The organism is Scytonema sp. PCC 10023 (assembly GCF_963920835.1).
Taxonomy (GTDB): Bacteria; Cyanobacteriota; Cyanobacteriia; order Cyanobacteriales; family Nostocaceae; genus Kalymmatonema.
Genome location: NZ_CAWUDP010000015.1, coordinates 41,981 through 68,961, shown reverse-complemented (window position 1 = coordinate 68,961; position 26,981 = coordinate 41,981). Strand labels below are relative to the sequence as shown.

Below are 26,981 nucleotides of genomic sequence, written 5' to 3'. Positions count from 1 at the left end.
GGCACAGCATTGCTGTGCCCCTACGACAGATGTGGTTCAAATACATGAAAACTGCTGTAACTAATATCGGATATTTTTTTCACTGCAAGTTTCTTACACAAAGGCTAATTTTGAAAAGGAGACTTTGCCAAATCTGTGTTGTAAGTAATCCATTGTGGTCTGCCAATCTGGATATTGTTTGCTTCAAAGGCTAGGCGCACTCGTAAACGGAACTCTCGCCCAACATTCCATTGTTCCATCGGTGCCGTTTTAATCCAGACGCGGACTAACATACCTGTGTGGGAGAGGTCATCAATGCCTAGCACTTCAGGCAATTCTGGTAAGCGATCGCGCCATTCCACTTCGCTATACAATTGCTGGGATACTTGCCTGAGAATCTCTAAAACCTGCTTCGGGTCGTTTTCATAGGCCACCACAATAGAAAAGTCTACCCGCGACCAAAGCCGGGTTAAGTTGTTGACATCAGTGATATTGCTATTAGGAATGGTAATTAACTTACCTTCGCCATTGCGTAGTTGAGTCACGCGTAGGTTGAGATTTTCCACCAGTCCGCTTTTATTCCCGATCTCAATTACATCTCCCACAGCAAATTGATCCTCCATCAAAATTAAGCAGCCATTGACCAAATCTTTCATCAAACTTTGGGAACCAAGGGAAATTGCAATACCGATGACAGCCCCCCCTGCCAAAATTGAACTAGTGGGTACATTAAAAATGTCTAGAGTCCGCAAGATACCGAAGGTAATGAAAACAAAGGTGATTAATCCTTTTAGTGCCCCAGAAACTGTTGCAGATCGCAGGGTAATCCGTTGAGTTTCACTCAAAGGGAGAGAGGGATGGGTTGTCCAGACATCGGTGATGTAGTCAATTAAGCTTTTGCCGATACGAATGACAATACTAGTGAAAAACCAAATAATCAGCAGCGCCAGGGGACGGGCTAAAGCGTCATTCCACCATTTCATCAGGTAGGGGACGCGAGATATGATGACCACAATCCCGATGTACCATCCGAGAATAAACGCCCAAAACAGTAGCAAGGTGAGAAAAGAATAGATCCCCAGTTGGCGCTTGAGAGTGAACTGTCGCTGGATGATTTCTAGAAATTGCGATCGCTGATAGGCGATGGTGTGTGCCTCGGATTCGCTGGTGTCGATTGCCTGAATATTGGCCGATGTTTCTGCCTGAGAGTGTTTGACCGCAGCCTCTTTTGCCTCAGCTATATACTCTTGATAACGAGCTTCCAATACCGTCTGTTTGCGAATTAGAGTTCGCCGCAGGAACCATAACACAACACTGCCCAACACCAAGCCGATGCTGATTTGTAGTGCCTGCCCAACCCGTTGAGACAATACCTTAGGTGAGAAGAGTCGCTCGATGCGTTCCACTTCTGCTTGTAATATTTTTTGCCACTCCTGGGCCAATTCCTCAAGCGTTTTCCCATAGTAGTCAGCATCTGGCTCTGTCACTGTCACCAGCCTTAAAGAACGGGACGTTTGATCGTCATTGAGCTGGAGGATTAGGCGGTTATTCAGGGTGGCAACAGAAATTATGGGAGTTTCCTTGGCTTTGTTGGCTCTATCGAGTGCTCGCATCAGCCGTTGCGTAATTTCTTCAGCACGTACTTCCACAGGAAGACTTCCCTCTGGCGGTTGGTCGCGATTAAAAACAGTGGGAGAGACAACCTTAAATAAAAGGTTTTTGTCTAGTGGTGAATTCACGTTGGCAATTTCATATTCACCGAGACGGGTGACGCCTTTAGGCGGTTTGTACGGATCGTTAGAAGCGGCGGTGGGTGATGAGGGCAGTTGACTGTGGGCGATCGCACTCCAACCAAGTACCATTGCGATCGTCATCACACTGACTAGCACAAACCTAATTATTGAATGGAGGAAGCGATTAAACAAGAACATAATCTCTGCTAAAGTGATTGACCAACTCGATCTTGAAGCCATGCTCTACTGTATCAGGCAGTCTCAATCACCTCGGCATTTCGGCTGGAATCTACTCTAATCGACCTAACTGTGCGGCACCGCGCACCCTCGCAATCTCCGCACGCGCGGCTTTGGCTGCCGGACTATCGAGACTGTCCGTAGATGCAATTGCCGCTGCAAGATCGATTGCCGCATCGAGTATAAACCCAGCGCGTTTTGCCGCGTCAGTCCCGGATGAGGACTTGATCTCTCTCAAGTAAGCTCGCCGATCTTTCGGTCGGTTGGAAATCGCAGCCAGTTCGGCTTCTGTCACGATTCCGTTTGCAACATCGTCAGCCAGCAGGACGCGGACAAACTTGCGTTGACGCTGCTCGGAGAACCGCCACGCAAGCAAAATCGCAACCGTTCCAATGACGATGCCGATGAGCCCGAAGCCGTGCCACCCAACAATGGCATCCCAACAGCTATGAGCCAGACAAGCCAACAGAAAGAAACCTACCAAAACCGCGAGCCGATGGCCGAACGAGCGATTTTTCGCTTCGAGGAAGTAGCCAAACCCCGTACCCGCAACCGCCGTGAAGAGCGAGTGACTCCAGAAACCGACAGATGTACGCCCTACCAACACCGACAACGTATCAGCAACCTGCTGCGATCCAAAGCTTGCGTTGGGTGCGGCCACAAGGTAAGACACGTCTTCAAAGACCTGAAAGCCAAGACCCACAAACGCACCAAGCAGAAATCCGTCGTAGGCGTTGCGGACATGGTTGCGTGCTAGTAAAGCGAGCATGACCAGCCCGACGAATTTGGAGCTTTCTTCCACGATGGGTGCCGTGAGAGCCGGACTCCAATGGCTATAAAAGTCGAGGCTGGTCAGCTTCGCAAATAGCGATAGGATTGCATTATTGCCAGGGAGCGCCATAACCCAGGGCGCTACTAGTCCGCCCCAGAGAAAGCCGAGCAGCGCGAGCTTGGCTGGCTCACGTTCATAGCGATCTTTGTGGGTGAGAAACCAGATCCAAGGCAGGCAATAGAGTGCCTCAGAGGAGAGGGCAATAAACAGAGCAGTGGGATAGATGGCGCTGGCGAACAAAAGTTGGCAGAAGACGTAGGTGCCTTTGAGTACGAGCAACCAATACAGGTAGCACGCCGGGTTGTGCGGCTGAAAAAATCGGACGGGATAGCTCCAGCCTGAACGATCGATGGCAGCCTTGCGGATTGTGCCCTCACTTTTTGAAGTGCCAGTCATGAATCGCCTTCCTTTAGTTTAAATGTGATGCTCTGAATCATGTCAGCGATCGGTTGCTGTAGTTGTGTGGAGGTAGCGGCCGGGCCCTTCACAATCACTTCGACTGCCTGACCCTTGCCATCGACGTATGCGAGCAGTAGACCAGTATAGTCGGGGCCATTAATTCTCTTAGCGACTCCGGCAACCTTTTGCAGTGTTGTAACGGGAACTAATTTACCCTCGACAACAAATTCATTCTGGTCTTTCACGATCTGGTTGAGGAGTTCCTCGGCAGTTCCCTTCCAGACGCCGCTCTTGACGCTAAACGTGACGCCATCTTTGAAGACCACTGCGTTTGATGAACTCCCGACAGGGGATGGGGTCTGAGTTATCACCCAGCCTTGGGTTGGCGTAAAACTTACAGGGCCGACATTATAAGCTGTCCCTGCTAAAACCTCCTTGTTGTGAACAGCCTCGTTGATGGCTGGCATGACTCCCGACCATAAAAACACCACAAGATAAACGCTCACCGTCGGCCAAATGAGCCGACGATCGAGTCCAAACAGTCGATATTCAACCGGTACAGGGGCTTCGTGTCTTAGGGGGGACATACAATTTTCCTTTTTGCGGTGCTAAACAGGGGTGAAGCAGATTCCGGGACGACTTCTCGAAAAACTCCAACACCGCCGCATCTTCAAAAGATGGTAAGTTTGTTACCGAGAATCGAAGGGTGAAAGCCCCTGCATTTATGCATGGGGATGAAACCCGTTCGCGCAGCGTGCCCGTCAGGGCTTAGGGGAATTTATTCCCCGTCAAGATATCTGTGCTATAATTACGCTATAGAGTTGAGCGTAAAAGTGCTGGTATTTGAGGCAAAATTGGAAGGAACAAACGAGCAGTATGGAAAGCTGGATGAAGCTATCCGTACTGCCCGATTTGTTCGGAACAGTTGCCTGAGATACTGGATGGACAACAAAGACATCGACAAATATGACTTGAGTGCATATTGTGCTGTCCTTGCAAAAGAATTCGAGTTTGCTGCTAACCTTAACTCTATGGCTCGTCAAGCTAGTGCAGAGCGAGCTTGGGCAGCAATATCTCGGTTCTACGACAACTGCAAGAAAAATAAGCAAGGATTGAAAGGATATCCACGCTTTAAGAAAGAACAAACACACGGTTCTGTTGAATACAAGACCAGTGGATGGAAATTTTCTAATGACAGACGCTATATTACCTTGAACGATGGTTTTGAGGCGGGAACCTTTAAGATGTGGGGAACCCGCGATTTGCATTTCTACCGCCAGTCGCCTACGGAGGGAGACCCTCCTGCAGCGCTGGCTCACCAGTTGAAGCAAATCAAGCGCGTCCGTGTCGTGCGTCGTGCAGATGGCTATTATTGCCAATTCTGCATTGACCTTGAACGATTGGAGAAACGAGAACCGACACTTAAGACCGTCGGGATTGATGTTGGGTTGAACCACTTCTACACCGATTCTGACGGCAACACGGTTGCGAATCCACGTCATCTCCGTAAAAGCGAGAAGTCGTTGAAACGATTGCAACGTCGTTTGTCTAGAACTAAGAAAGGTTCCAAGAACCGTGTAAAAGCACGCTTGTTGGTGGCAAGAAAACACCTCAAGGTAAGTAGGCAGCGTAAAGACTTTGCCGTGAAGACAGCAAGGTGCGTAGTCCAGTCTAACGACTTGGTGGTCTATGAGGACTTGAAGGTGCGCTCGATGGTGAGGAATAGATACCTTGCCAAATCGATATCTGATGCAGCGTGGACTCAGTTCCGCAGTTGGGTTGAATATTTTGGAAAAGTGTTTGGTGTGGCGACGGTTGCAGTTCCGCCCCACTACACCTCCCAAAACTGTTCTAATTGCGGGAAGGTCGTCAAGAAGTCTTTGAGTGTTAGGACGCATACTTGTTTGCATTGTGGACATACTCAAGATAGAGACCATAACGCTGCACGAAACATACTTGAGAGAGGACTCCGTACCGTGGGGCACACGGGAACGTTAATCGCCTCTGGAGACATCGACCTCTATTCTGGTGAAGAAATTCCTCAGAACAAGCCGAGTCGTGGAAAGAGGAAACCCAAGAAGTGATTCTTGGAATCCCCCGCCTTTAGGCGTGGGGAGGATGTCAAAAACCCAATAGCGTACTAGGCTAGAATCGGGTTCTGCTGCCGCCCCAATCGCCTGAGTTGCACTCGCCCCGAAACTTTTCAATCCCATCTATGGCGATCCTGCCGCTGCGCCGGTCGATATTGACACGCGGTTTATTTAGCCCGTTCATCCGGTATCTTCCCGTAATGCGATCGGGCGAAACCTGAAGGTTTTCGAGCGTCCACCATCCATTGTCACCACCGGAATTGATCGGCGCGATGAGCCTTCCGCCGAGATGGATTTTTCCGAGTGTATCACGGATTTCGACCTGAACCTCGGAATCGAAGTCGCTAGTCGTTGACTCTATGCGATTACTCAGTTCGTAGCGATGGCGGCGGTTGTCCCATTCATATCCATAGCGATTTGCAACAGACGGTTTGCGACCTTCACCATAGCAGATCAACGTCAAATTTTGGCGCGCCGATCTGTCATTGTGACTATCGGATGTGCCTTGTTCCCGCAGATAAGTATCGATCGCGGCCTGGGCTTTACGGATTTCTGTTGAACTACAGGATCGTCCTTGTTGCAGGATCTCTCCTTGAGGGTTAAAAAGGACTGTGCAGCCACTTCCCGATCTCATACCAGTCACACTCAGATTACCGTTGTCTAAAGTGTCAATCACTGCTTGAGCGTTAACAGGATGAGTGACTGTAAGAGTTAATAAACCCACAATAGTAGGGGCTAATATTCGCAAGCTTTTTATTGGTTGCATTGAGATTCTGGCTAATTTCAAGGGGGGTACTTACCAACACCAAGACGCTTGTTTGGTAAATTGGGGTTTGGCTAACGGCGAATCATAGTTTAGACATCAGAACGGGATTATTGATCGCAGTGATGCCAATCAACGTAAAAGATGTTTCTATAGCGACCGTTTGAGGTAACGATTTCTACACAACGGCCTGAGTTGCCTTCAGTCCAGAAGGAAGCAACAGAACTATTTGACACTGTTTGGTTGTGGCGATAGGTATATCCTCGCCGCCGCACTTCCCTCTCTGCTTGACCAGCCCTCGCTCCTATTAGGTCTGGCAATGGTTGGGAGGAATTGCTCGTATTTTGAGTACTTTGTGCATCGCCGCGATCGCAATCTGCCGTGGTTCCGGTATCAGCCAGAGAGACATAGCGACCTTGTTCTGTCCTCACGCTAATGCACCGACCGGTTTTAGTTTGAGTCCAAAAGCTATAAGTAGAATCATCAGATTTTTCAGCCCAGCGAAACCTATAGCCCCGCTTTTGGAGTATGGCTTCTCCATCTCGTCCGCGAACATTCACTAAATCTTGAAGTCCGCGAACAGGATCTCCAGCATTTTGAGCCTGGGCATTGAGGGCAATCGTGATGATTAGGGAACTCACGACGATCGGAATTAAACGGTTTATTTTCATGTTGTTTTCTCAAGAGTGCAAATAATCTTAAGAATCATTACAAATTGGATTGCTTTAACCTAAAGCGCCCCTTCATTGGTATCAGAGAAGTAGTAGTTGTAAAACTCAGTCCCCGTCTTTTTGTTAATCACCACAACCTGCTTAGTACCTCGGTCATAGATGACGCGCACCTGCTCGTTTTCGCCAATGAATGTATTGCCAGATGTTCTCTTCAGATAGCCGTGGAAGAGAAATTCCCCCTCCGTAATTTGGATGACGATTGTATTTTTGTCCTGTACTGTCATGTAGGTGACAGGTTTAGAAGATTGGGAAATGATCATAGAAACAGGTTCAAATCTTTGAGCTTGGGCAGAGCTAACCAGCCCCTCCATGCTCCAGAAAAGACTCCCAGCAGTGATAAAACAAAGAGCAACGATTTTTTTCTTCACGCTTTTCATGGCGCTCAATCCTGTTATTAAAAAAATGGAAATAATTAATGATAGGACAAGAACACAGATGTCAGGGTGATAGTTAAAGTTTGACATAATTGTAGGTTACGATTGTCTCAAGCATTCGTCTTTAGGCGTTCCCGCTTTTTAAGGCACAAAGCTACGAAGGAAAAAAAAGTAATTTTAGAATTTCATAGTTCTGATTGAGCAACGCCAATATTTTAGACAGCTTCAAATTTCCCATGTTTTCTTATTTACCTCAAGTGCAGATAAATCAGTTAACTTACTTCCAGGCAAATTACCTGAAAACACTCTTATATAGGCTGTAGTTTTGGTAATCTCAGGATTGGGCAATAAAATACTTCATTTGCTTAAAAGTTTCTGTATTTTTATATACAAATTTTGTTTTTAATTACATAGGCATTTAAAACTTTTCTTATTATTTTTTAATCATGTTTTATTTTGTCACTACTAAGTAGGTCAACCTAATTAAACATAAAACGCTCAACTTGGTACTGACCTTGGTCGGCTCTGTTTTTTATACCCTCAATAATAGCGATTGCCTACGGCAGAGCTAAGCGCCAAAGGCGCACGCTGCGCGAACGCTTAACGCGCTCTTCATATTCATCCTCAAAAACTTGGGCGGCAAGCTCCGGAGCGCTTGAGATGCAACCATTCGTCTTCAATGCGATTCATTTGTGGGCTATAAGGAGGTAGAAAAAAGATGTACAACCGCAAGCTGAGTGCCAACGTTGATGCTGCTGGCGAGCCAAAAGACTTTTGTGAACAGAGGCATTATCATGAATAATTACGGTAAAAAAGTCCAGTTTCTAGTAAGCGGTGTGCAGCAAATTCAGCTTGCCAATCCATGAGTTGGACATAGGTTGGTGCTTTCAATGTTCCAAGCATCAAAGCGTAATCAAAGCTAGATTTCGGCTCCCAAATACCGAAGATGTTTATCCGTCTACCACGTCGTCTATTTTGTCGAATACGTTTTTGCTCTCCCCTACGTCCATAAGTGTAATCAGTGGGACTAGTGCAGTAACAACCAGATTCATCCAAGTACTTTAAACAAACCAATCCTAATTGTGCCCTTCTTCTTGAGTAATTCCCAATCTTGGCGTTTAGCTTGTAAATATTCTGCATTCGGACTTAAAGTCGGACAGTAGCGGATACGTTTCCAACACCACCCCTTTTTTTGAGTAGTCGCCTGATTTGTTCGGCTCCTAGTTCGATTTGTCGTTCCTCAAATAGCTTTTGACTTAGCTGCCGAGTACGCTCATCGGCGATTTTGTCCCAAGCATTCTTCTACTACTTGCCAATCAACTTCATGCCAAGTTCTCTTTTTTCCACGTCCTCGAGCTTCCCACAAACCTCCTAACCCCTGAAATTGCCAGCGTTTAATTGTCTGCCTTACCGTTTGTTGTGCCCAACCTAAATACTCTGCAATAGTACGGTACATTCCATCCGTGGGCATTGAGGCGCAAAGCGTTAGCGAAGCTCCTCCCGAATGAGGCTCGCTCTTTGTTTGGTTCGACGTGGTACTTTATCTACACAGCTGAGTTCTTTGAGTGTCAGGTCTTCTTCCGCAGTTAGTATTATTTTTAACGCGCTAGGCATCACTTATCACTTAATGTTTATAGTCTATTTATTTTACGTTTTTTTTGGTTGACCTACTTAAAAAATCAATTGATTTTTTCCCAGTTCAAAAACTTCACTTACATCAGTTAAGCTGTTGCAGATATCTGGTAATATTTAGATTACATCCATTAAAACATCATATACGTCACTTAAGGCTGGAAACCGCTTTTGAGCAAAATTAATATGAAAACAAGTTAAAATTTTCATTTAGAAATGAAAGAAGACAAAAATAAATCACTGCGAAAAAGAGGAGTAGTTCTAACTGCTGTCGGGATGAAGAGATTGCAAACTGCAATTTTAGAAGAAGAGAGACAAAAAAGAGGAAGTAAACGTTTTACCCAAGTAGAATTAAGCGATCGCATTGGAATTTCTACCTCTAGTTTAAGCCGTTTATGGTCTTTGAATTCGAGGATAGATCCGCGTACCCTGAGAATCTGCTTTAGTGCTTTTGATTTAGTGTTGCATGAAGATGACTACACCCTCTATGATGCCAATGATATGGATTTTCTGCGGGAATATTCGCCAGAAGATAGACAACTGATAGATCGAGATTTATCTGACAATTCAGCTAATGCAGATTTATTACCAGAAAGTGAATTGTCGGGGGAAAAACAAACAATCACACCAAATACTGCACCATCTCAAATTGTTTCCGTCTTTCTCGGTGAAGAGAAAATTAAGAGTGAAATGACACTCAACAAACAGAGCGATTACAACGATGGAACAAAGATTAGTGAATATATAAAATATCCCTGCGCTCCTTTATCTTTAGATTCTAAATTCTATATTCCTCGTCCTCCATTAGAAGAATTAGCATATCAAGAAATCACGCAACCGGGATGCGTCATTCGCATTCAAGGTTGTCGAGGCATGGGTAAAACTTCTCTGATGTTGCGGATTGTAGCTCATACCAGAATGTTAGGGTATGAAACTGCAAAAATCAATATCGCTCAAGTTGATATTGATGTTTTGCGAAAACCTCAATTATTCATGCAATGGTTAGCTGCTAGTATTGCTCGTCAACTAGGCAGAGAATTTAATGTCGATAAACATTGGGACGAAGAAATAGGTAGTAAACTCAGCTGCACTCTTTATCTAAAAGAATGTTTGCTTGCACCTTTAGAAAAACCTTTACTATTAGTATTAGACGAAGTTCAGCGTATTTTTGAATATCCCGATCTAGCCAATGAATTTTTACCTCTGTTACGTTCGTGGCAAGAAGAAGCGCAACAGGATGAAGTATGGACAAAGCTGCGTTTGGTGATTGTTTATTCAACAGATGTTTGTCTTTCTATTGAAATTAATCAATCTCCTTTTAACATTGGGCTACCATTGAAATTATCAGAATTTACTTCTGAGCAAGTAATTGAGTTAGCCAACCGCTATGGAATTGATTGGCAACAAAACAAGCAAGTGCAGCAATTAATGGAATTAATCGGGGGACATCCAGCATTACTAAATATTACTCTTTATCACCTGCTCTATCATAAATTAACCTTAGAAGAGATTTTGCAAACAGCAATCACAGAAGTAGGAATTTATCGTCAATATTTACAAAACTTATTAAATAAATTACAAAAAAATACCCAATTATTAGATACTATGAAAATCTTTTTAACAAAAGATAAAAATATCGATTTAGATATGTTAACTGCCTACCAATTAGAAAATATGGGGTTAATTCAATTGCAACAACAAAAATGGGTAATTAGTTGCCAATTATATCGAGACTTCTTTAAAAAATATCTGATGTCATAATTAAACAAAGTTCAGCAAATTATGATTTGCTATTATGAACAAAAGCATTTATAAAGTTGGTGGTTGTCTAAATGCTAATGCTGCTAACTATGTTAATAGACAAGCAGATATTGAGCTTTATACAGCCCTGAAAGCGGGGGAATTTTGCTATGTATTCAACTGTCGTCAAATAGGCAAATCTTCACTACTGGTACATACCAAGCAACGATTACAAAATGAAGGCTTTAGTTGTGCTTACATTGATATTACGCAAATATATAGCCAAGAACTCACCCAAACACAATTTTATAAAGGGATAATTGTCCGCTTGCTGCATAGTTTTGGATTAGCTAAGAAAATCGATTTTGCAGCTTGGTGGCAAGAACAAACTGAGTTTTCACTCATACAACGCTTGGGCAATTTTATTGAAGATATTTTGCTAGTCAATCTGAGTAACAATCGGATTTTTATTTTCATTGATGAAATTGATAGCTTGCTGCAATTAAGCTTTGGCATAGATGATTTCTATGCGTGGATTCGGGCTTGTTATCAACAAAGAGTCCATAATCCTGAATACGAACGACTGGGTTTTGCTTTATTTGGAGTTGCAACTCCCTCTGATTTAATTCAAAATAAACTCAAAACACCTTTTAATATAGGTGTTGCTATTAATTTAGAAGGGTTTACATTAGCAGAGGCTCAACCTCTGGTAGTGGGATTAGAGCAAGTTGTGAACAATCCCCAAAGGGTATTTAAAGAAATTATTGCTTGGACTAATGGACAGCCATTTCTAACGCAAAAATTATGTCAGTTGGTGGTAATAACCAAGCAACAGCATTACAGCCAAGGGATGAATCTAGAAAGTAACAACGGCAAAACTAGCCCACCTTTGGAAATTGCACCAGGTAAAGAAGCAGATTGGATAGAGTGTTTAGTGCGATCGCAAATCATTAACAATTGGGAATCTCAAGACGAACCAGAGCATTTACGCACAATTCGCAATCGCCTGCTTTACAATACTCAACGCATTAGTAGATTACTCGGAATCTATCAGCAACTTTTACAAGCTATTCCCGTAGCAGCCGACGACAGTCGAGAACAGATAGAACTGCTGCTTTCTGGTTTGGTAGTTAAATATCAAGGATATTTGCAAATCCGCAATCGCATATATCAAGACGTTTTTAATCGGGAATGGGTAGAAGCACAATTAAATCAACTATGTCCCTACTATGAAACAGTATCAGCTTGGATTGCTTCTCAAAAACAGGATACATCCCGGCTTTTACGGGGACAAGCTCTAATTGATGCCCAAAAGTGGGCGCAAAACAAAAGCCTCAGCGATTTAGATTACCAATTTCTGGCTGCCAGTCAGGATGCAGAACAGCAAGAAATCCGGCGGCAATTTGCGGCGCAGCAAGAAAGCGAAAGGTTCTTTCGGCAACTAGCAGAAGCAATGCCCCAGATGGTATGGATTGTAGAGCCAGATGGTAGGCTGTCTTATAGCAACCAGCACTTAAGTAGCTTTTTGGGGCGATCGCTTTCGGAGGTGACAGATTGGAAACGCCTGGATTTGGTTCATCCTGAAGATCGCCCCAATAGCCTTGTCGCTTGGAAATATTCCCTAGAAACTAACTCACCTTATGAAGTGCAACTGAGAATACAAGATGTCGCGGGAAACTATCGCTGGTTTCTCAATCGGGCGATTCCCATCAAGGATGGAAGCGGACAGGTAGTCAAGTGGTTTGGCACCAGCACCGACTTAGATGATTTGAAACGACAAGAAGAATTCCGGCGACTGCAAGAAGTTGAAAAGCGACTGCAACAAGAAAAACGTGCCAGTCGCTTGCAAAAGTGGTTACTGGGGACTGTTAGTATTGCTTTCGTCGTCGCCAGTTTCTTGGGAATGTATGCCTTCGCTCAAAGACATCAAGCCACTCTCCGAGAAATTGAAGCGATCGCTAACGTCTCGGAAGCTCAGTTTGCCTCTGGGAATCGATTAGATGCTTTAGTCAGTGCCATCAAAGCCCAGACTCGATTGAGCAAATTAGCGGATGTGCCTGCTGAATTAGTTACCAAGGTAGATCGAGAATTGCGCCGTGCCACCTTTCAAGTCATTGAACGCAACCGCCTAAACGGTGAACAGGGAAAAGTGCGGGGTGTTGCCATCAATACCGACGGACAGACAATCGCTGCTGCTCACCAACAGGGTAAAATTACTTTGTGGAAAAGTGATGGCACATTGGTAAAAGTACTCAGCGGTCACAAAGGAGAAGTCTTTGATGTCACCTTTACTCCCAAAGGCGATAGACTGGTTTCGGCTGGGCAAGATGGCACGGTGCGACTGTGGAAGCTGGACGGTACACTGGTTAAAACACTCAACGGACATCAAGATTCGGTGCAATCGCTCGCCGTCAGCCCTAACGGACAATGGATTGCCTCGGCTAGTAACGACAGGACAGTAAAACTTTGGGGCATCGACGGCAGCTTGATTCGCACTTTCAAGGGACACAGCGGTGCAGTTTCAAAGGTGGCGTTTAGTCCTGTTGATGCTAACATCCTAGCCTCGGTCAGTGCTGATAATACTCTCATCCTCTGGAATTTGCAGGGTAAGAAAATTCGGACACTGAATAATCCCATCGCATCCAAAAAAGGCAAAAACCGTCTGATGAGTGTCACCTTCAGCCCCGATGGTCAAACCCTGGTAGCTGGAGACTGGATTGGTAATGTTATCTGGTGGACTGTCACTGGCACTTTATTGGAAACTGCCACAGAACACGACAGCAGCGTGGTGACTCTCGCCTTTAGCCCCGATGGACAAACCCTCGCTTCAGCTGGTTGGGATAACACAATTAAGTTTTGGAACAGCGCTCGAACTGTCAATCAAACCCTGTATGCCCATATTAACGGTACATGGGAAGTAGCTTTCAGTGCCGATGGTCGTCGTTTGATTTCCGGTGGTGAAGACAACTTGGTGCGGCTGTGGCAGCGGCAAAGCGATATTCTCACTGTATTGCGGGGTCATCGTGCCTCTGTTTGGCACACGCCGATTAGCCCTGATGGGCAAACAATCGTTTCCTCTAGTGCTGACGGCACCATTAAGCTGTGGAATCGAGCCGGACAACTGCTCAACACCTTAACCCCGCCACCGGGACAGGTTTGGTCAGTGGATATCAGCCCAGATGGGAAGGCGATCGCCGCAGGTAGCGATGATGGTTCCTTGACTTTATGGACGATGCAGGGAAAACCCTTAAAAACGATCTCAGCCCATAACGCAACAGTGCGGGATGTGGTGTTTAGTCCCGACGGGCTAGAAATAGCTTCCATCAGTTGGGACGGTACAGCCAAACTCTGGAAGCAGGATGGCACTTTGATCCAAACCCTGAGTGAGTCCCTACCTAAAAACCGCGATCGCCTCAATGCTGGAACATTTAGCCATGATAACCAATGGTTAGCGATCGGCGGTCGAGATACGTTTCTTCGCCTCTGGCACAGGAATGCAAACGGGAAGTTTCCATCTCAGCCGCAATTTACCCTGAAAAGTCATAACGAGACTATTTGGGATGTCGCCTTTAGTCCTGATGGAAAGTTTGTTGCTACAGCCAGCGAAGACACGACAATTAAACTGTGGTCGTTAGACGGTAAATTAATTCGCACCATTCCCGCCCACACAGATCGGGTAAATGGTATCACCTTCATTCCCCCCCATTCTGGACTCCCCGACAACTGGGGTACTGTCCTAGCCTCTGCCGGTTGGGATAATACTGTGAAACTGTGGTCGCTAGATGGCATCTTGCACGCTACTCTGGAAGGACATGAACAGCGAGCATTGAATGTTGCATTTTACCCCGCTACTCATAATCAGGGAGCATTGCTAGCATCTGCCGGGTTAGATGATATTGTGATTCTTTGGCAACTCGATCGCGTCTTGGATAATAACCAGATATTGCACTCTGGTTGTATGTGGATACGAGATTATTTGCGATCACATCCAGATTTGAGCGATCGTCAATCTCTTTGTCAGGTGGAAAAAACGATTCCTCCAGCCTACTCGAATACATCCGGTTAAGCCTGTTAGCCAAAGAATTTCATCAAGTTATTTCATGGTTGATTAAAAATTTAGGCAACGAAGTTATCAAGGTTTAGAGCGACCGACTCCGAAATACTTGATTTTAGATGCGTTCGCCCTGCTGTCCTGCCCGTCCAGTTCGTGCAAATTAAAGGGTCAGAATCCCCCATTAATTGCATTCTGACGAATGACTTCTTCTTCAAAAAGCATCTGTGCTGTTACTCAAATAACACAGCACAGATGTTCTCAACGCTTAATTCCCTTAAACCGTTCTTTTGCTGACTCAAAGGCTTCTTGCATCACAGACTGAATCTTTTGAGGATCAGGTTTCTTGCCCCCCATTAAGTCACCAAAGTAAACACAAGACCCTTCGCCCAGTGCCCAGGTGTAGGCGGCTGCCCAGGAAGCTGCTATCACACTGCCGAAACCTGGCACGAATTTGAGTAATTCACGTCCGACTGCTCGTGCTAAGAAGCCACTGGCGATCGCACTGACAACACCCCCCGCCTGCGATGGAGTCAGCGTCTGTCCATACAATTTCCCCAGCACCCCCACCATCGACACTTGCAACGCTGTCAGTGCTGGCATCGTCGCAAAGGGCAGCGGCACAGCTGCGAGCGTGGCTGATATGATAGCAAATACCAAAATGTAACGGCGTCCAACATCCCGGTAAAGGTCACCGATTTGTCTGCCAGTGTCCTCATCTAATAACTGATAAATCGCCCGCGCTTCAGCTTCGGGGAGTAGATCTGCCAAGATATCCCTCAGCGCCTCTAAGCCATAAAATACAGGATTGTAGCCGTCCTCTTCCAGGGTAAAGTCAATCAATAGAGAGCGATCGCATAGTCCTGCAAAAGCTTCCTGCATTGCGGCGAATGCTCGGTTCACCTCCTCATAGTCTGGTGGATATGCCGGATGATCGCCTGTACCGGGAGGATACACCTCATGCAAGCAAGTCACCGCCAGCAGACAGGGAATGTCTGGATATTTCTCACGCAGCTGAGCAGCAATTTGTCGCAGTGTGTCAGTCGCAAAATCATTAATTTTGACCGTCAGAATCAAGATTTTGGCGTGACGGTTCTTCTGTTGCAAATCTCCAACCAGTTCCTGAATGATCACCTGAGTGTCCTGGTTCACATCGCCCAATCCAACCGTATCTGTAAAAATGAGTAACGGTAGGTCGCCCGAAGGGTAGGCGTAGCGCTGGGTGTGTTGTGTGTGCGGACGAAATCCCTGCCCGACAATCTCCGCAGAAACTCCTGTCAGTCCCCGCACAATTGAACTTTTTCCGGCTTGGGGCTTACCAATCAAGAGGGCTTCTGTGGTTGGCAGTTCTGCGCGAACTCTCTCCAAAATCTCTGCAACCTGATCTTCGCTGACGCTAAACCATTTCACAACGGTCTGTACCACTTGCTCTGTTGGTAGAAGTTGCGTCAAGCGTGCTGTTGCGTTATTCCAGACACCAGTAATGCGGCTTGTCCAGGAATCATCGACCGACTTGAGCGTCACATCATCCGTCGGTTCACTAAACTCTTGAGAATCAGCCGACGATGAGTCAACGTCACGTTGTTCAGTCATGGGCATCCAAAAGGTAGATTTTATTCTAACTACACTTTGTCTATCATTCAGGACGTTTCATAGGGTTGACCATTGAGATTGTTATACCCAAAAGTTCCTCACACGCACGTCCCAAAGAACTTCCTATTCGCCAATCCCTTGACCAAGCATAGCAAACAAGCTCCTACACCGTCAGCTTATCTTTGGGCAACTTTTTGGCTCTACTCTCAAATTTTACCGCACGCTCCCTTCGCGTACGCGAAGAGCGTAAGTTCCTTTGGAGCAGGCTTGTGCCAACACAAATCAAATAGGATTGCTATACTCACTCCCAAGAGCTATGGAGAAAAAATGCAAATTCCACTTTGAGCAACTCTTGTTTGCTGAATATTTTGTTTATAACCTGAAAAAAGTAAGGCTTTATCTTTACATTGGAAACTAATCCACGTTCCGCTGAACGTCGTGCCTAAAAGAATCCTGCTCAAACTCAAAAGTGAAATTTTAAAAGTATTAAAACTCATTTATGATAAACTTATTATAAGTTTTATATTTTTTTGAAAAGCAATTGGTACAAGCGAATGTATTTATTTGTTTACAGAATTTGATATTATAGCAATCCTAAATCATTCGTGAGAAACAAGATCCCCGACAACTTTTACGAAGTCGGGGATCTGTGGCTTTCAATTCTCACAAATCAAATATGATTGCTATAAGTCTGAGCATTTACTTCTAAATAGTTAAAATTTAGTAACAGAATTTGATATTAAGTGTGAGCATTTACTTCTAAGAAGTTAAAATTTAGTAACAGAATTTTACTTTCAGTTACAAAAACGAGTATATGGCGAAAACATATGTAAAAAATTGATGAGATTATAGAAGTCAAATGAGATCAAAATTTAGAATCGATGCATTCATCCAGCATTTCATTAAACCTACCTTGAAAATCAGAGCATTAGCCATCGGAATTTGCTTGAAGACACCGTCGCTTATATGCCACTAAAACAAACTGGCAGAGGAAAACAAATCCTGGAGTTTATCAATTCACATCTTGCACCAGCTTGCCAACAGATGCTACATTGAATAAGAAAAGTTTTATGACTGATTTGACTGACAAAAGCGCCATTTTAATCGTTGATGACACTCCCACCAATTTAGAAATACTGTTCGATTTTTTAGCTGACTCTGGATTTACAGTTTTAGTTGCAGAAGATGGCGAAAGTGCGATCGCACGAGCAGAATATGCGCCACCCGACCTGATTCTGTTGGATGTACTTATGCCGGGGATAGACGGTTTTGAAACTTGCCGCCGTCTGCAAGCTAATGACTCAACAAAAGATATTCCGATCATCTTCATGACCGCACTTTCGGAAACAGTGGATAAGGTCAAAGGCTTGAGTCTTGGTGCAGTGGATTACATCACCAAACCGCTTCAGCATGAAGAGGTTTTAGCCCGTATTGAACTCCATCTGAGGATTGCAAACCTGACTAAAACACTTCAACAGCAAAATCTGCGTTTGGAGGTGGAAATTTCGGAACGCACACGGGTAGAGGAGAAACTGCGCGAACAAGCTGCGCTACTCGATATCACGACAGATGCAATTGTTGTTAAAGACTTGGACAACCGAATCCGTTTTTGGAACAAAGGGGCTGAAAATTTATACGGATGGAAGGCAATAGAGGCGATCGGCAAAAATATAAATCAGCTTCTGTATCCAGCCGAAATATCTCAACTGCAAAATATTCAGGAAAGTTTAGTTGAGTGTGAATCGTGGCAAGGTGAGTTGACTCAGGTACACAAGGAAGGTAAAGAGATTATTGTTGCCAGTCGGTGGACTTTGATGCGCGATCAACATGGGCAACCTCAATCAATTCTTACAGTCAACACTGACATTACACAGAAAAAACAACTTGAAGCACAGTTTCTCCGGGCGCAGCGACTGGAGAGCATTGGCACACTTGCTGGCGGTATTGCACATGACCTCAACAACATACTCACTCCAATTCTGACGGCAGCGCAACTCCTGCAGCTAAAACTCCCCAATACTGATGAGCGGAGTCAGCAGATGTTTCAGACAATAGAAACTAACGCTAAACGTGGGGCGGGTTTGGTCAAGCAAGTGCTACAGTTTGCACGTGGAGTCGAAGGTAAGCGGACGATTGTGCAAGTGAGTCACTTGTTCTCGGAAATTAAGCAGATTGTCCAAGAAACATTTCCCAAATCCATCGAATTTTCCACGAATATAAAGTCAGACCTTTGGGCTGTTGTTGGAGATGCCACACACTTACATCAGGTGCTGATGAATCTAGTCGTCAACGCTCGCGATGCCATGACAAGCGGCGGGACTCTAAGTATCTGTGCCGAAAATGTATTCATTGATGAACACTATGCCCGCATGAATCTTGAGGCAAGCGTCGGTCCTCATATCATGATAAGTGTTGCAGATAGAGGAGTTGGTATGCCGCCAGAAATAGTGGATAGAATATTCGAGCCGTTTTTCACCACTAAAGATTTTGGCAAAGGTACAGGGCTGGGTCTTTCTACCGTGAGGGGGATTATCAAAAGCCACGGTGGTTTTGTGAACGTCTACAGCAAGTTCGGAAGAGGAACTGAATTTAAAGTATTCTTGCCAGCAGTCGAGGCAACAGCAACACCGCTTGCAGAAAACCTCGAACTACCAACAGGAAACGGAGAATTGATTCTGGTTGTGGATGATGAAGCCCCAATTTTAGAGACGATCAAAATCTCGTTAGAAACTTACAATTACAAAGTGTTGACAGCCAGCGATGGAATTGAGGCGCTCGCACAGTATGCTCAACACAAAGATGAAATTAGCCTGGTGTTGGTGGATATGATGATGCCGTCATTGGATGGAGCAACCACCATTAGCGCATTGCAAAAAATGAATTCAGGTGTCTTGATTATTGCTGTCAGCGGTCTGGTAACCAGTGATAAACAGGCGGGGACTAGGGGAGTCAAAGCATTTCTTTCTAAGCCTTACACGACAAAGGAATTATTGCAAGCTTTACACAGCATTCTTTACCAGAAATCGAAAAACCCAGCAATTCATTAGCGACCATATATAGCGGTTTTGCAACCCTTGTAAGGTATACAAAGAAATAATGAACCACAGATGGACACTCATGGGACACAGATAAATAATTACTTCATTCAATTGAATTGCGCTATGGTTTGATGAAGTGACAAGCTACAATATTCTTCTAGGGATGTCAAAAATATAACATTATTGCTGAATTGAATTCAGGTTATGTTACTGTTGCAGCAGCACAAAATCATAGCCATATTGACTTTGACGCGCGGGTTGAACTTCCACTAAAACCCCAACACGAGTATCAGTTTTGGCATCAACTTTGCGATCGCCCGTCTCGTCAAATTCTACTTCTCCAGTAGCGCCCTTGGCGACAAAACCAGGCGCAGACAATACTCGTTTTAATTCTTGTTTTAATTCTTCAGGAGTAAGATTATCTTTGCTAATCCTCCTCAAACCTTCAGCAATCACCTGAGTGGCATCGTATGCTGTTGCTGTGCGCCAGTTCACCTCAAAAGAACCCCACAATGATTCAGCATCGAGTTCAAATTCACTTGTTGGGTTAGACTGCTTTCGATGCCAAGGGACAGCAACCACCAAATGTTCAGCAGCTTGACCTTGTCCCAGAATTTTGTGACTATACATCACATCTCCACCAAGTAGCGTCAATTTCTTAGTGCCATTATTAGCATTGAAAATTTGCAAAGCCTGATCGGCTTCGTTAAATTCCGGGACGAGTAGTAGCACCTGTGCTTGTTTTGCGGCTGTTGTTACACAAGTATGTGCGTCGAAATCAGCGCCAAGATGACACGCATTCCCACCGTCAACTACCTGACCACCTTTTAATTTCAGTTGCCTTTGGAAAGCTAAAGCAAAAGAATTGCTGTACTGACCTTTAGGATTAAAAACAATCACAGCTTTTTTGTAGCCTGATTGTTGTACCATATATTTTATTAGGTCTTCAATTGCGATCGCATCACTGGTAGCTGTGCGAAAAACGTACTCACTAAAATCCAATCCCGGATTATTTTTAGAGTGTCTAATGGCAGTGCTAGTAGGAGAAATAACCACAAGTTTCTTGTCGTATACCGTTCCTGCTTTGAGAATAGCACCAGTAGAGGAATGACCTATGGCTGCTAAGATATTCGTTTCTACTAGTTTCTGAGCTACTTTTTCAGCAAGGTCTGGCTTACCTTCATCATCAGCAATTGTCACCTGCAAGAGTTTGCCATGAATTCCACCCGTGCAGTTAATCTCATTTTGAGCTTGGGCAACTCCTCGCAATATTTCTTGTGCCATGCGGGAATCAGTGCCGATAGGAACACTAATGGCAATGTTGAGAGGATTTTGAGTATTTTGACTGACAAAACAAGTCTTTGAACTGGCACTTTTGGGAACGGGAAGTTCTTTAATTTTTGTCGGTTCATGACTCACAGCATTGTTGAGGTAAATAAGTGTTTCTGGGTCATGAGAATTTTTCTTGAGAAATTTGTGGAAGTCTTGAATAGCTTGAGCAAAGTTGTTAGCAGCAAAAGCTTTTACCCCAGCTTGTTTGTCAGGATTAGTATTGGAGACAAGGAGAATCTTTTCTCCCTGACTAAAGTTGTTTGGCAAAAGTTGAGGTTGTACTGTTACTGGCTGCGGTCGATTTATTGGTTCAACAGGTTTGGGGTAATGACTTGTCTTTGTGTAGACTAAGAATGCCAGTGCGATCGCTACTCCTATCACAAGTGCTACTTTCCTAACACTGAACAGAAAAACCCATAACTTTTTGGGCCACAGTAGTGGCTTTGCTGACGGATTTTGACAAATAATAGGGAGCCAGGAAGCACAGGGATTGTCGTCTTCCATCAATTCTTCTAAGCGTTCGCGTGCTTCTCGCATTGCTAAGTACAAAGATTTACCATTTGAAAAAGCTTTTAAGAAGTATTTCAAAAATTGCCGCGCTACTTCGTCAGGTATAGGTTCCCGCATGACAATCATTTGTGGAACTTCCACATCGGTTAATTGTGCAGCCAAACCCAACCCATCACAGGAATTGAAAATTGCTAACTTCAACCCCTTTTTCACCGCAGTTTTCAAGCCCTTCTTTAGCTTCTTCAGTGAAAGAGTTTCAGTGTCATTGATTTGAATTGCTCCAGTATGACTCTCTAACTGACTGCAACTATGCCCTGCAAAAAAGAGAATGTCCCAATGTTTCTCCCACAGCTTATCACTCAGTTGCTTTAGACATGGTTGTCTTAGCTCAGTAACTTCCGCTCCCCGGCGTTTTAATTGCCTCAGTAATCGTTGGTCTGGCTCTAAATCAAGTCCCTGGCTACCACCAAAGATTGCTAAAATTTTCACTGGAGGTTTAAGCGGCTTACAAGGCGGTGCATACCTAGCACTTAGGGCAAATTGCGCGTAAGGTCGTGTGTTAAACAACTCCCACAAATGCCAGGGAAGTTTTTTCAGGTACAAATTATCTGTATAGAAAATTATCCGTACTGATTCATGGAGTTGTACATTTTCCTCAATTCGCACCTGCAACTTTTGCCAAGGGAGTTGGTCAAACCATTCGCGCAAGGAATTCTCCAATGTTCTGGCTGCTTCTTGGCAGTCTTCTAGCAATGAGGAATTTGTAGTCTGAGCGGAAGGTAGATTGATTTGCCTGGTTTTCCCTAACGCGTAGTATCTTTTTGTCAGAGCGTCATATAATCCAGGTAGTTCGGGGGCTGGAGGGAGCCTGCCTGGTATTTTGTGGTGTATTTGACCATCTTCTCCGATTTCTAGTTTGACGGGAAAACCTTGCTCAAAACTACCTTCGTCAATATTTAATACAACAAGCTTGCTCATGGAGGTTGCGAAATAGAGGTTGAAGCCAAGTTTTGCGGATGAGTAGTTAGGATTTTTATTATTTTTTGTATATCTCTTGGTAGGTGCACGATCACTTTTATTTTGTGACTTTTGCTATTGCTCGATGTTCTCTGGTGTAGAACCAAAATTCTTAGTTTGAATCTGCGGGAGTTGCGAAGCACTTACCCCAGTCACAATAGTTCGATTTAGCATCGGGTGATTATGGTGCGTGAACCCAAAATCACTGTCAGGGTGAAACACAACCAGCGTTAACTTCTCATCCAGAGTGCGGAACTTATGCTCCTCCCCAGTTGGAATGAAAAAAATTACCCCAGGTAAAAAAGGCGTAATTCCTTGTGGTGTTTCACACTCACCCACACCTGCTATAACCATGCCCAAACGGTAACTAGGATGCGTATGCATTGTTTGGTCGGTTACAGGAGGAAAGTAAAGGGCATTCAAGCAAGGAGCACCTAATATAAATGGCGGAATCAAGAGACTATCTGTTCCGCCATCAATATATGCAAATCTACCTGTTGGCTCAATCGGACCCCCAATACTAAACGTCCCACAATAATCTGGGCAAGTGACCACAAAACCAGAGGAATCTTCGCTACCAATCCAACCTTCCCCAGGCAGGCTGAAATACATCCCTGGATAGAGTTTAAATTCTTGTTCTCTTGTGTGGCGATACAAAATAGGGTTTCCTTGATAGACAAAGCCAAAGTGAGTGCCCGTGTTGGGTAGATGAAGTCGCCTTTGGTGCCAACCGAGGAACGAATGAGGCAAGTCAGCTTGACCAAATTCTGCTAGATTACCGTGAACTAACTGTGAATAAACTTTGATTGTCATTGCTCTCCGCTTTGATTTACAGCTTGAGAATGAAGGACTGCTGATGGCTTCGATCATCAGCGGGGGCAACATAGTTCTGAGGCATCCCTGAACCTCTCTCAAGATACACTTAAGCCTGTTTTAAGCCTGTTTAATTTGATTGTAAAGTATAAATCAGGTAAAATACATATTTGTCAAGCCTTTCTATGTATCTTTGTTCATTCAGATATGGCAAGACCATCCCTACAAGCATCCCAACCAGGTATTCACTCTGCAAAGCAGGCGCTGACTAAGCGAGGAATCCTACAGAAGGATTTAGTTCAACAGCTGGGTTGTAGCCGTCATCCAATCAGTAGATTTTTTACAGGGAAGCCAGTTGAACAGGAGATATTTATCAATATTTGTGATGAATTAGGATTAGATTGGTTACACATTGCTGACTTATCTGAACTTGCTAAACCACCACAGAATGAACAGCGCCAAGAAGAAAGCACCAGTATAGATAAATTAGTGCAAGAAGTCTGCAGCAAAATAAAAGACAACATACAAGAACGCTGCGGAACTATGCGTGTGTTGGATATGTCCCAACCTATCGATTTGGGTGAAATCTACACGAAAGTTAATATTTTAGAAAAAATTACCGGACGTAAGCGTAAAAAACTTAAAGAGTTACTGCAAGAGTTGCATTTAGAAGATTTTGAAAATTTCGGCTTTGCTCAAGTTACCGAAGAAAGAGTCTGTGGACTAGAGGCGGTAAAAAAATATCAAAAATTGATTGTGCTGGGAAAGCCGGGAGCAGGTAAAACGACATTTTTGAAATACATTGCTATTCAAAGCAATCAGGGTCACTTTCTGCCAAATCTCGTCCCGATTTTTGTAAGTCTTAGAGATTTTGTCGAAACGCCAGATGAACCCAATTTACTCGAATATATTGGGCAGCAATTTTCCGAATGCGGTGTGACTTCTGCTGAAATTCATGAAGTGTTAAGTCACAAAGCAGCCTTAGTGTTATTGGATGGCTTAGATGAAGTTAAACAGGAGCATTACCAACGTGTTTTAAGGGAAATTCGGGAATTATGCGGAAAATTCTATGACAATCATTTTATCATGACTTGTCGCATTGCTGCTTGTGAATACACTTTTGATAAATTTACCGAGGTCGAACTAGCTGATTTTGATAAAGAACAAATTAGTATCTTTGCGACTAACTGGTTTAGAAATAAATCAGCCAAAGCTTCAGACTTTATCAAGCGACTCGAAAATAATCAGCGGATTCAAGAATTAGCAGTTAATCCTCTATTATTAACGCTTTTATGTTTGGTTTTTGAAGAATCAGGTGATTTGCCTGCAAATCGTTCTGAACTTTATAAAGAAGGTTTAGAGGTCTTTCTGAAAAAATGGGATGCGAAACGTGGAATTCAACGCGACCAAGTATACAAACAACTGTCCCCTCAGCGGAAAAAAGATTTGCTGAGTAAAATCGCCTTGACAACTTTTGAACAAGGAAATTATCTTTTTCACCAAAGGGAAGTAGAAAATTATATTGCAGAATATATTTGTGATTTACCGAACGCCGAAACAGATCCAGAAGCGTTACAACTCGATAGTGAGGCAGTTTTACGTTCTATTGAAACGCAACACGGACTTTTAGTTGAACGCGCAAAAAGTATTTATTCTTTCTCTCACCTAACCTTTCACGAATATTTCACAGCTAGAGAAATAGTATTGCGATCGCATCCCCTAGAACAAGCTTTGCAAAGACTCATCCAGCATATTCACGAAATCCGCTGGCGTGAAGTTTTTCTATTAGCAACCGAGATGTCGCAGCCGAACGCCTCAATGCTATTACAAGTAATGAAACAAAAGGTTGATGACCTCTTAGTAGGGAATAAGAAATTAGAGAATTTTTTAAAGCACGTAGCAGAAATATCAACAGCACAGCAGTTGCCAATTAAACCAGCAGCAGTGCGTGCGTTTTACTTTGACATTGATTTTGAAATCGATGTCGAACGCTCCCTGAGTCTCCTTTTAGACCGTTCTGCTAATCTGCTCGTTTGTGCCAGCTTTTTTACTCGTGTTTTTCAAGATACCGACTTTTCCAAAGCCATTGATTTAGTTTTAGACTATGACAGGCGCACTCTCGATCCCACACAAAAGATTATCAATGCGGCTTCTGCAAATGAGGTGATGTATCTTGCTGTTAAACTTGCGATCGACTCAAAAAGACTTGAACCAATTTTAAGAAATAAACTGGAGCGAATCTATCAAAAAGATTTTAGACAAGCACAAGCTGAAGAACTCGACGAAGAAAAAGTCAAACATTTGGCTGATGAAGCCAGAAATGTTGCCAAAAACCACCATCATTTAGGTGGGAAAGATTGGCAGTTTACAACTGAGGAAAAAGAATTACTGAAACAGTATTATTATGCCAACAAGTTATTAGTTGAATGTCTTAACAGTGATTGTCCAGTTAATTCTCAGGTACGTTCAGAGATACTGAATACACTATTATTACCGTCCCATTAATTAATATTATCTTGTCGGCTTTGCAAAAATGGTATGATTATACTTTGCATTAGATCTCTTGGGGAATGTGAGTTCCATCTGTGTCCATGTGTGTCCATCTGTGGTTAATTATTCTTTTTTTTCGACTTTTGCAAGAAGTCTATTATTTTTTTGCTGCTTTTACCAACAAATATCGAGAAAAAATCAGTTAGAAATCTCCTGAGACTCATAGACTTACAGCGCTTTTCATTTACATATAGCGAGTTTCAAATGAATAGACCACACGCAGACCTCGCTTCCATTCCTCTCTCCTGCTCTTGAGAGGCTTTGATTTCTCCCCTTCCCTCGTAGGGAAGGGGTTGGGGGTTAGGTCTCAACACCTGAAAACTGCTGTAAATTACAAACCATGTGGTAGGGGCACGAAGCTTTGCTGTGCCCCTACAGCACTGCCCTATATTCTAATCAATTGAAAACTGCTGCACTTGATTGTCCTAAACAATGAAACTCTGTGTGATACTTGCATCACCCAATGCCACCCTCAGGTTAAACCTGTCTCCTGGGTCAGCAGTAAATTTAAACTGAATATAGTTGTCTCTTCTCCTGGCTTGCACCGTAAAAAAGCTGTTACCTACTGTATCTAACCCAATGAGTTGCAAACCTGCTGGAAGATGGGGATGGCTACCAAGAGGATCTACTTTCATTAAAATCGCTATCCTTTGGTCAGGTTTTGGTAAGATTGCAACCATTAGCGCCACGGCATTGTTACCGAAGTGCATACCCAAATCGATCGCCCTTCTGACACCGCCACCGGGGTTATCTGGGTCAATTTCCCACAAAAGTTCTGCTGCTTTCCAACGAATTTCCTCATCTTGGGTCGTTTGTAGCAGATGGATTAAAGCTGTGCTGGGATCTGAGTCAGGAATGGCTGTTTGATCACACAGATGACTATTTGCTTGACTAGTATACAACTGTGTAATGAAGTCCTTTATCCTATCAAAGTTGGCAAGTTCCACTTTTGTAGGAAGAATATCGGCGAAAACCAAGACTGGGCTATTTCCTTTTGTACCCAAAATGTCTTCTACACTCTGCCATCCTGCGGTGAAAATATTCTCCAACCATTGACTCAGTTGCACTACAGGTTGAGAAGAATGCAACGCAATCAGTAACATATCTAGCGGTTGCAATTGACTAATTGGTAGTGTTGTCCTAGATACTTCCGGTACAAACCCTAAAAGATTTCCTTGTTTATAGGTTTCATTAAACTCAACGACAACATAGCCAATACGATCTGTCCAAACCTCTTGAGGAAAGTCACAAGTGTCTTCACCTTTAAGGATGGGACGACATTCAAGATGTCCTCTTCCTGGTAAATTTAAGTCAGCGACATCTGCACTCAGCCGACCAAGCACATTCCAACTATAGCTGGCTTGTAGATCAGTCGGCACATCCAGCATTTGCAAGTAGTGGGACATCACCAACACGGCTAGTGTATTGAGGTATACCTGTTTTGCCTTTTTCGTGCTGGATTGTTCTTGGGCAAATTGCTGTGCAATCTGTCTGTCTGCTTTTGTAATCGGGATAGAAATGACAAAATGTTGTGTTGGATTATTCATAGTTAGCATAGGTAGGAAAC

The 26,981-nt window shown here is 43.9% G+C and carries 18 protein-coding genes; 5 read left to right on the top strand and 13 right to left on the bottom strand.

Annotated elements, in window-relative coordinates; genetic code table 11:
* Positions 1-104: 104 nt before the first annotated feature.
* Genes ACM0OZ_RS11590 through ACM0OZ_RS11580 form a run of 3 tightly spaced genes read right to left on the bottom strand, consistent with a single transcriptional unit; the run spans position 105 to position 3,647 of the window.
* Positions 105-1,952, bottom strand: a complete 1,848-nt coding sequence (locus tag ACM0OZ_RS11590) for a mechanosensitive ion channel family protein (protein WP_414582989.1) — start codon at positions 1,950-1,952, stop codon at positions 105-107.
* Positions 1,953-2,001: 49 nt separating this feature from the next.
* On the bottom strand, positions 2,002-3,177 hold the full coding sequence (locus tag ACM0OZ_RS11585; protein WP_414582988.1) for a PrsW family intramembrane metalloprotease: 1,176 nt from the start codon (positions 3,175-3,177) through the stop codon (positions 2,002-2,004).
* The gene (locus ACM0OZ_RS11580; protein WP_414582987.1) at positions 3,174-3,647 is read right to left on the bottom strand and encodes a hypothetical protein; all 474 of its coding nucleotides are present in this window, start codon (positions 3,645-3,647) and stop codon (positions 3,174-3,176) included. The genes ACM0OZ_RS11585 and ACM0OZ_RS11580 overlap by 4 nt, the downstream gene beginning before the upstream one ends.
* A 366-nt stretch (positions 3,648-4,013) precedes the next feature.
* Between ACM0OZ_RS11580 and ACM0OZ_RS11575 the strand changes: the two genes are divergently transcribed.
* Entirely contained in the window at positions 4,014-5,264 is a 1,251-nt protein-coding gene (locus ACM0OZ_RS11575; protein WP_414582986.1) for an RNA-guided endonuclease InsQ/TnpB family protein, read from the top strand.
* A 61-nt stretch (positions 5,265-5,325) separates the two neighbouring features.
* Here ACM0OZ_RS11575 and ACM0OZ_RS11570 read toward each other — a convergent pair whose 3' ends face one another.
* The 6 genes from ACM0OZ_RS11570 to ACM0OZ_RS11545 all read right to left on the bottom strand — a co-directional run bounded on the left by ACM0OZ_RS11570 (position 5,326) and on the right by ACM0OZ_RS11545 (position 8,594).
* Complete coding sequence (locus ACM0OZ_RS11570; protein ID WP_414582985.1) at positions 5,326-6,036, bottom strand: hypothetical protein; 711 nt, start codon at positions 6,034-6,036, stop codon at positions 5,326-5,328.
* 107 nt (positions 6,037-6,143) lie between these two features.
* Positions 6,144-6,704, bottom strand: coding sequence for a hypothetical protein (locus tag ACM0OZ_RS11565; protein WP_332986991.1), 561 nt, complete (start codon positions 6,702-6,704; stop codon positions 6,144-6,146).
* Positions 6,705-6,763: 59 nt separating this feature from the next.
* Positions 6,764-7,141 (bottom strand): hypothetical protein, encoded by a 378-nt coding sequence (locus ACM0OZ_RS11560; protein ID WP_414582984.1) that lies wholly within the window; start codon positions 7,139-7,141, stop codon positions 6,764-6,766.
* A gap of 621 nt (positions 7,142-7,762) precedes the next feature.
* The gene (locus tag ACM0OZ_RS11555) at positions 7,763-7,864 is read right to left on the bottom strand and encodes a transposase (protein ID WP_414583042.1); all 102 of its coding nucleotides are present in this window, start codon (positions 7,862-7,864) and stop codon (positions 7,763-7,765) included.
* 66 nt (positions 7,865-7,930) lie between these two features.
* Positions 7,931-8,278 (bottom strand): hypothetical protein, encoded by a 348-nt coding sequence (locus ACM0OZ_RS11550; RefSeq protein ID WP_414582983.1) that lies wholly within the window; start codon positions 8,276-8,278, stop codon positions 7,931-7,933.
* 133 nt (positions 8,279-8,411) lie between these two features.
* Positions 8,412-8,594 (bottom strand): helix-turn-helix domain-containing protein, encoded by a 183-nt coding sequence (locus ACM0OZ_RS11545; RefSeq protein WP_332986994.1) that lies wholly within the window; start codon positions 8,592-8,594, stop codon positions 8,412-8,414.
* 392 nt (positions 8,595-8,986) lie between these two features.
* On the opposite strand from ACM0OZ_RS11545, the gene ACM0OZ_RS11540 reads away from it, so the two are divergent.
* Positions 8,987-10,531, top strand: coding sequence for an AAA-like domain-containing protein (locus ACM0OZ_RS11540; protein ID WP_414582982.1), 1,545 nt, complete (start codon positions 8,987-8,989; stop codon positions 10,529-10,531).
* Between the two features lie 34 nt (positions 10,532-10,565).
* The gene (locus ACM0OZ_RS11535; RefSeq protein ID WP_414582981.1) at positions 10,566-14,576 is read left to right on the top strand and encodes an AAA-like domain-containing protein; all 4,011 of its coding nucleotides are present in this window, start codon (positions 10,566-10,568) and stop codon (positions 14,574-14,576) included.
* A 246-nt stretch (positions 14,577-14,822) separates the two neighbouring features.
* On the opposite strand, the gene ACM0OZ_RS11530 is transcribed toward ACM0OZ_RS11535, so the two are convergent.
* On the bottom strand, positions 14,823-16,154 hold the full coding sequence (locus ACM0OZ_RS11530; RefSeq protein ID WP_414582980.1) for a YcjF family protein: 1,332 nt from the start codon (positions 16,152-16,154) through the stop codon (positions 14,823-14,825).
* Positions 16,155-17,224: 1,070 nt separating this feature from the next.
* Here ACM0OZ_RS11530 and ACM0OZ_RS11525 point away from each other — a divergent pair.
* Positions 17,225-19,201 carry a response regulator gene (locus tag ACM0OZ_RS11525; RefSeq protein ID WP_414582979.1) on the top strand — a complete coding sequence of 659 codons (1,977 nt, stop codon included), beginning with the start codon at positions 17,225-17,227 and terminating at the stop codon, positions 19,199-19,201.
* A 198-nt stretch (positions 19,202-19,399) separates the two neighbouring features.
* Here the strand turns inward: ACM0OZ_RS11525 and ACM0OZ_RS11520 are convergent, their stop codons facing one another.
* The gene (locus ACM0OZ_RS11520) at positions 19,400-22,012 is read right to left on the bottom strand and encodes an ABC transporter substrate-binding protein (protein WP_414582978.1); all 2,613 of its coding nucleotides are present in this window, start codon (positions 22,010-22,012) and stop codon (positions 19,400-19,402) included.
* 114 nt (positions 22,013-22,126) lie between these two features.
* The gene (locus tag ACM0OZ_RS11515) at positions 22,127-22,864 is read right to left on the bottom strand and encodes a cupin domain-containing protein (RefSeq protein ID WP_414582977.1); all 738 of its coding nucleotides are present in this window, start codon (positions 22,862-22,864) and stop codon (positions 22,127-22,129) included.
* A gap of 207 nt (positions 22,865-23,071) precedes the next feature.
* Between ACM0OZ_RS11515 and ACM0OZ_RS11510 the strand changes: the two genes are divergently transcribed.
* Positions 23,072-25,369, top strand: a complete 2,298-nt coding sequence (locus ACM0OZ_RS11510) for an NACHT domain-containing protein (protein ID WP_414582976.1) — start codon at positions 23,072-23,074, stop codon at positions 25,367-25,369.
* 470 nt (positions 25,370-25,839) lie between these two features.
* Here ACM0OZ_RS11510 and ACM0OZ_RS11505 read toward each other — a convergent pair whose 3' ends face one another.
* Positions 25,840-26,961, bottom strand: coding sequence for a DUF1822 family protein (locus ACM0OZ_RS11505; RefSeq protein ID WP_414582975.1), 1,122 nt, complete (start codon positions 26,959-26,961; stop codon positions 25,840-25,842).
* Between the last annotated feature and the right edge of the window lie 20 nt (positions 26,962-26,981).

Coding starts and splice junctions, on each gene's coding strand:
- ACM0OZ_RS11505 (WP_414582975.1), bottom strand. CDS start 26,961: ATGAATAATCCAACACAACATTTTGTCATTTCTATCCCGATTACAAAA.
- ACM0OZ_RS11550 (WP_414582983.1), bottom strand. CDS start 8,278: ATGCAGAATATTTACAAGCTAAACGCCAAGATTGGGAATTACTCAAGA.
- ACM0OZ_RS11585 (WP_414582988.1), bottom strand. CDS start 3,177: ATGACTGGCACTTCAAAAAGTGAGGGCACAATCCGCAAGGCTGCCATC.
- ACM0OZ_RS11545 (WP_332986994.1), bottom strand. CDS start 8,594: ATGTACCGTACTATTGCAGAGTATTTAGGTTGGGCACAACAAACGGTA.
- ACM0OZ_RS11525 (WP_414582979.1), top strand. CDS start 17,225: ATGACTGATTTGACTGACAAAAGCGCCATTTTAATCGTTGATGACACT.
- ACM0OZ_RS11590 (WP_414582989.1), bottom strand. CDS start 1,952: ATGGCTTCAAGATCGAGTTGGTCAATCACTTTAGCAGAGATTATGTTC.
- ACM0OZ_RS11530 (WP_414582980.1), bottom strand. CDS start 16,154: ATGACTGAACAACGTGACGTTGACTCATCGTCGGCTGATTCTCAAGAG.
- ACM0OZ_RS11510 (WP_414582976.1), top strand. CDS start 23,072: ATGGCAAGACCATCCCTACAAGCATCCCAACCAGGTATTCACTCTGCA.
- ACM0OZ_RS11560 (WP_414582984.1), bottom strand. CDS start 7,141: ATGAAAAGCGTGAAGAAAAAAATCGTTGCTCTTTGTTTTATCACTGCT.
- ACM0OZ_RS11580 (WP_414582987.1), bottom strand. CDS start 3,647: ATGCCAGCCATCAACGAGGCTGTTCACAACAAGGAGGTTTTAGCAGGG.
- ACM0OZ_RS11565 (WP_332986991.1), bottom strand. CDS start 6,704: ATGAAAATAAACCGTTTAATTCCGATCGTCGTGAGTTCCCTAATCATC.
- ACM0OZ_RS11540 (WP_414582982.1), top strand. CDS start 8,987: ATGAAAGAAGACAAAAATAAATCACTGCGAAAAAGAGGAGTAGTTCTA.
- ACM0OZ_RS11570 (WP_414582985.1), bottom strand. CDS start 6,036: ATGCAACCAATAAAAAGCTTGCGAATATTAGCCCCTACTATTGTGGGT.
- ACM0OZ_RS11535 (WP_414582981.1), top strand. CDS start 10,566: ATGAACAAAAGCATTTATAAAGTTGGTGGTTGTCTAAATGCTAATGCT.
- ACM0OZ_RS11515 (WP_414582977.1), bottom strand. CDS start 22,864: ATGACAATCAAAGTTTATTCACAGTTAGTTCACGGTAATCTAGCAGAA.
- ACM0OZ_RS11520 (WP_414582978.1), bottom strand. CDS start 22,012: ATGAGCAAGCTTGTTGTATTAAATATTGACGAAGGTAGTTTTGAGCAA.